Genomic DNA, 5,851 nt, shown 5'->3' with positions numbered 1-5,851 from the left:
GTGGGCAGCGGCGGCGGCGCCTCGGCCGACAACGAGACGCTCGCCGCGAACATCGCCGCCCAGGTCGACGCCACCTCGGTCTCGACCGACACCAACACCGGCCCGGACATCTCCGTCGACCAGGACAGCGGCAGCAACGAGGTGGGCTGCCTCGCGGCGGTGTGCAACGTCAGCGGCAGCACCGGCAACTCGGCCGACATCGCCGCCGACAGCGGAGACATCAACGGGTCCGGGAACATCTCCGGTGACGCCGTGAAGGCGGCCACCGGCGGTGGCGGTGGCGACGTCACCGCGACCCAGACGGTCACCCCGTCGGCGACGGCGAACAACGCCTCGCTCGACCTCGGTGGGCTCCTCGGCGCCCAGAACACCGGCAGCGGTGGGGCCGGAGCCGGCAACGACACGACGGCCATCAACGCCGCCGTGGACGTCGACCTCACGGACGTGTCCACCAACGCCAACACCGGCGCGGACATCGATGTGGACCAGACCAGCGGCAACAACTACATCACCTGCGTCGCCGCCGTCTGCAACATCAACGCCAACACCGGCAACACGGCGAACATCACCGTGCAGACCGGCGACATCAACGACAGCGCCAACATCGGCGGCCACGCCTACAAGCACGGCTTCGACGACGGCTACAAGCACGGGTACCACGACGGCCACAAGGCGGGTCACCACCACGGTGACGACTGCCCCGAGCACCACAAGGCCGTCGCCCCCGCGCCGAAGAAGCACACCGTCGCCCCGGTGACCCACCGGGCCGCCACCACCAAGTCGGCCGCTCAGCCCAAGGGCCAGCTCGCCTCCACCGGCGCCGAGACGACCGCTCCCCTCGCCCTGGGCCTGATCGCCCTGGGCGCCGGTGGCGCGCTCACCCTCGCCGGCCGCCGTCGCAGCACCACCGCGGCGGCCTGATCCACCGGCCCGCCGCCGTCGGACCCCACCCACGGCGGCGGGCCGGGCACCACCGGAGCCCTCCGGCGGTGCCCTCGCTCCGCACTGCATCCACTCGCAACGCGCGTAGTTCCCGGATCAGGGGACGCGCACACCCACGAAGGACACAACGATGAATCGAACACTGCGTAACGGCCTGGCCGTTGCAGGCATGGCCGGGGGCTTCCTCCTCCTCGGCCAGGCGGTGGCCAGCGCCGACACCGACGCCAGCCAGACCGTCACCCCCACCGCCGAGGCGAACAACCTCAGCGTGGGCAGCGGCGGCGGCGCCGCGACCGGAAACGACACCACCGCCGTCAACATCGCCGCCCAGGCCGACATCACCTCGGTGTCGACCGACGTGAACACCGGGCCCGCCATCTCGGTGAGCCAGAACAGCGGCGACAACGACGTGGAGAGCAAGGCGCTGGCGAGCTCCGTCAGCACCAGCACCGGAAACTCGGCCGACATCGCCGTCTCCACCGGCGACGTCAACAAGTCCGGGAACATCTCCGGTGACGCCGTGAAGGCGGCCACGGGCGGTGGTGGCGGCGACGTCACCGCGACCCAGACCGTCAACCCGTCGGCGACGGCGAACAACGCCTCGCTCGACCTCGGCGGCCTCATCCCGCGCGGCCCGGCGATCGCCACCGCGCCCAACGGTGCCGGCGGCACGTCGGCCGGCAACAGCACCACGGCGATCAACGCCGCGCTCGACCTGGCGCTGACCGACGTGTCGACCGACGTCAACACCGGTCCGGTCATCAACGTCGACCAGACCAGCGGTGACAACTACATCACCTGCGTCGCGGCCGTCTGCAACATCGACGCCAACACCGGCAACACGGTCGACATCAAGGTCGAGACCGGCGACGTCAACAACAGCGGGAACATCGGTGGCCACGCCTACAAGCACGGCTACGACGACGGCTACAAGCACGGCCACCACGACGGGCACAAGGCCGGCCACCACCACGGTGACGACTGCCCCGAGCACCACAAGGCCGTCGCCCCCGCGCCGAAGAAGCACACCGTCGCCCCGGTGACCCACCGGGCCGCCACCACCAAGTCGGCCGCTCAGCCCCGCGGCCAGCTCGCCTCCACCGGCGCCGAGACGACCGCTCCCCTCGCCCTGGGCCTGATCGCCCTGGGCGCCGGTGGCGCGCTCACCCTCGCCGGCCGCCGTCGCAGCACCACCGCGGCGGCCTGATCCACCGGCCCGCCGCCGTCGGACCCCACCCACGGCGGCCGGCCGGGCACCACCCGAGCGATCCGCTCAGCACTGCACACCCACCGCGCGGCACATCCCGACCCGGGACCGCGCACACACCCACGAAGGACACGAGATGAACCGCACACTGCGCAACGGCCTGGCCGTTGCAGGCATGGCCGGAGGCTTCCTCCTCCTCGGCCAGGCGGTGGCCAGCGCCGACACCGACGCCAGCCAGACCGTCACCCCCACCGCCGAGGCGAACAACCTCAGCCTGGGCAGCGGCGGCGGCGCCGTCGCCACCAACAACACCACGGCCATCAACATCGCCGCCCAGGTGGACGCCACCACGGTGTCGACCAACGTGAACACCGGGCCCGCCATCTCGGTGAACCAGAACAGCGGCAGCAACAACGTCCAGGCCTACGGCGGCAGCGGCACCGTCAACACCAACACCGGCAACGCGGCGTCGATCGCCGTCTCCACCGGCGACGTGAACGGCTCCGGGAACATCTCCGGTGACGCCGTGAAGGCGGCCACCAGCGGTGGCGGCAACGTGACCGCCACCCAGACGGTCACGCCCAAGGCGACGGCGAACAACGCCTCGGCGAGCCTGCCGAGCCTGCCCGTCCTCGCCGCGCAGGGTTCCGGTGGCGGCGCCTACGCCTCCAACGACACCCTCGCGATCAACGCCGCCATCGACGTCGACCTGACGTCGCTGTCGACCAACGTCAACACCGGCCCCGACATCTACGTCTCGCAGTACAGCGGTGACAACGACGTCAAGTGCCTGGCGCTGTCCTGCCGGGTGAACGCCCAGACGGGCAACGCGGTCGACATCGAGGTCGAGACCGGCGACATCAACAACAGCGGCAACATCGGTGTCAGCCACAAGGGCCACGGTCACGACGGCCACAAGGGCGACCGGCACCACGGCGACAAGCACGCCGACCACAAGAAGGGGTACCACCGGGACGACGACTGCCCCGAGCACAAGAAGGCCGCTCCTGCGCCGACCAAGCGGACCGTCGCCACGGTGACCTACCGCTCGGCAGCGCAGCCCACGGGCAAGCTCGCCTCCACCGGCGCCGAGACGTCCGCTCCTCTCGCCCTGGGTCTGCTGGCCCTGGGCGCGGGTGGCGCGCTGACCCTCGCCGGCCGCCGTCGCAGCAGCTCCACGACGGCCTGATCTGAACCACCGGCCCGCCGCCGTAGGGCTCCCCACGGCGGCGGGCCGGGCACCATCCGCGTGACAGGTGCTTCCCCTCCCACCCCTCCAGCAGTCAGGATCCGAGGATGAGCGGCGTCGACCTCGAGGACCGCCCCGGCGAGACCCGGGACGACGTGGCGCAGCGGCGCCCCCGCGGCGATCGGCTCCGCACGGTGGCCCGCGGCCTCGGCCAGACGCTGATCACCATCGGCCTCGTCGCGCTGCTCTTCGTCGTCTACCAACTCTGGGTGACCGACCTGCTCGCCGCCCGCGCGCAGGACCAGCTCGCCGAGCAGATCCAGGAGCAGTGGTCGGACTCCCCGACCGTCGCCGCGCCACCCGCCGACCCGGTGCCGGCACCCGACCCCACCGTCGGCGCCCCTGCCGCGCCCCCGGCGCACACGCCGGCCGCGATCGACGTCGGCGTGGGTGACCCCTTCGCCATCCTGCACATCCCGCGGCTGTCGGCCGACTACTCGCGCGTCATCGTCGAGGGGGCGTCGGAGGTCCAGCTCGAGCAGGGGCCCGGCCACTACCTGGACACCGCGATGCCCGGGGAGCAGGGCAACTTCGCCGTCGCCGGGCACCGGGTCGGGCGAGGATCGCCCTTCCTGGACCTGGACAGGATGCAGCCCGGCGACCCCGTCGTCGTCGAGACGGCGGACTCCTGGTTCGTGTACCGCGTGCTCGGCGACCCGGCCACGGGCGACTTCGGCGCGGACCCCAGCGGCATCCCCGGGCGGCAGATCGTGCGGCCGAGCCAGGTCGACGTCATCGCCCCCACGCCGGGCGGCGGCGAGCCCTCGGGTGCCTACCTGACGCTGACCACGTGCCATCCGAAGTACTCGGCGCAGCAGCGGCTGATCATCCACGCCCGGCTCGACGGCGCCCCGCTGAGCAAGGCCGAGAACCCCGGCGGTCCGCCGGCCCTGGCCGGCTGAACCGCCCGGGTCAGGCGGGCGGGCCGCCGAGCAGGAGCTGCCGGACCAGGTGCAGCGCCATCGTGACGGACCGGTCCCGCACCATCGACCGGGAGCCGCGCAGCCGTAGCGCGCGCTCCAGCCGCTCCTCCGGGCCGACCACGCAGAGGTGCACGGTGCCGACGGGCTTCTCCTCGGTGCCACCCCCCGGGCCGGCGACCCCGGTGATCCCGACACCGACGTCGGCGCCGAACCGCGCCCGCGCGCCCTCGGCCAGGGCACGGGCGACCTCGGCACTCACCGCCCCGTGGGAAGCCAGCAGGTCCGCGGGGACACCGAGCAACGCCTCCTTGGCGCTGTTCGCGTACGCCGTCACCCCGCCGAGCAGGTAGTCCGACGAGCCCGGGCGCGCGCTCAGCCGGCCGGCGAGCAACCCCCCGGTGCAGGACTCGGCCGTCGCGATGGTGAGCCCTCGCTCGACCAGTGCGCCGGCTACCACGGCGTCGAGATCGGGTCCGGTCGAGAACACGGTGTCCCCGTGCGCCTCGGTAAGCGCGGCCAGCAGCCGGTCATAGGCAGGCTGGGCGTCCGGCTCGAAGCGGGTGACGATCTCGAGCTCGCCCTCGCGCAGGCAGGTGGTGATTTCCAGCCCGGCCAGCTCGGCGTCATGGTCCCGCAACGTCGCCGCCAGCTGGGCCTCGAGGGTGCCCCACAGGCGCACCGTCTCCTGGCGCAGCTCGGGGGCGCCGGTCAGGAGGTCCGCCACGGGCGCGGCTGCGACGGCCGCCGGCCACATGCCGCGGAGCTCGCCGGGCGGCCCGGGCAGCACCAGGACGACCGGCCCGGACCGGCCCGCCGCGGGCGGGACGACGAGGCCGGGTGCGGTGCCGACCGGCTCCAGGACCGTCGCCCCCACCGGCACCTGCGCCTGCTTGCGCACCCCGGCCGCGGTGGACTCCGCGTCGGCCCGCCAGCCGCGCAGCGCCATGAGCCGCTCGACGACGGCACCGATCCGCTGCTCGAGGTCCGGGTCCAGCGAGGCGGGGCGCCCCTGGAACAGGCCCACGATCTCCGCGGTCAGGTCGTCGGCGGTGGGGCCGAGCCCGCCGGTGGTGATGACCAGCGGGACGCCGGTGCCGGTGAGGAAGCGCAAGGCCGCGAGCAGGTCGTCGGGCCGGTCGCCGACCACCACGACGTGGCCCACGTCCACGCCGAGCGTCCGCAGCTGCTCGGCCAGCCAGGGGCCGTTCGCGTCGGCGATGCGTCCGGTGAGGACCTCGGTGCCCGTGACCACGATGCCCGCGCGGATGCTCATCCGCCCGACACTAGGACCGGGCCGTGCGGTGCGCCTGCCTGCCCCCGGCCGCGGGGTCGCCTAGCGTGCTGGGCGAGGCCGCCCCCGATGCGCGAGGAGCACCGATGAGCTCGCCGTCCACCCCACAGCCGCCCGCGGCACAGCCCACCACGCAGGAGATCCCCGTCGCCGCCCCGGCCGCGGCGGCGCACCCGCTGCCGCCGCACCCCGGTGCGGCCCCCGCGTCCGTGCCGCCCGCCCGCTCGACGGGCCCGGTG

5 protein-coding genes are annotated in these 5,851 nt (G+C 73.5%); 4 read left to right on the top strand and 1 reads right to left on the bottom strand.

Going from position 1 to position 5,851, the window contains the following annotated elements; translation table 11 throughout:
• From A6V29_RS05420 to A6V29_RS05405, 4 genes are all read left to right on the top strand, one after another.
• A partial coding sequence (locus A6V29_RS05420) for a hypothetical protein (RefSeq protein ID WP_212719016.1) occupies positions 1 to 921 on the top strand: 921 nt, incomplete at its 5' end.
• 151 nt (positions 922 to 1,072) lie between these two features.
• Positions 1,073 to 2,149: a hypothetical protein gene (locus A6V29_RS05415; RefSeq protein WP_137159360.1), complete on the top strand. Its 1,077-nt coding sequence runs from the start codon at positions 1,073 to 1,075 to the stop codon at positions 2,147 to 2,149.
• A 136-nt stretch (positions 2,150 to 2,285) separates the two neighbouring features.
• Entirely contained in the window at positions 2,286 to 3,338 is a 1,053-nt protein-coding gene (locus A6V29_RS05410) for a hypothetical protein (RefSeq protein ID WP_137159359.1), read from the top strand.
• A gap of 107 nt (positions 3,339 to 3,445) precedes the next feature.
• The gene (locus tag A6V29_RS05405) at positions 3,446 to 4,300 is read left to right on the top strand and encodes a class E sortase (protein WP_137159358.1); all 855 of its coding nucleotides are present in this window, start codon (positions 3,446 to 3,448) and stop codon (positions 4,298 to 4,300) included.
• A gap of 10 nt (positions 4,301 to 4,310) precedes the next feature.
• On the opposite strand, the gene A6V29_RS05400 is transcribed toward A6V29_RS05405, so the two are convergent.
• Entirely contained in the window at positions 4,311 to 5,594 is a 1,284-nt protein-coding gene (locus tag A6V29_RS05400; protein ID WP_137159357.1) for a competence/damage-inducible protein A, read from the bottom strand.
• Positions 5,595 to 5,851: the final 257 nt, after the last annotated feature.

It is taken from the genome of Blastococcus sp. CCUG 61487, assembly GCF_005222955.1.
GTDB lineage: Bacteria > Actinomycetota > Actinomycetes > Mycobacteriales > Geodermatophilaceae > Blastococcus.
The sequence above is the reverse complement of the archived record's forward strand: the minus strand, read 5'-3'. Positions and strand labels throughout refer to the sequence as shown.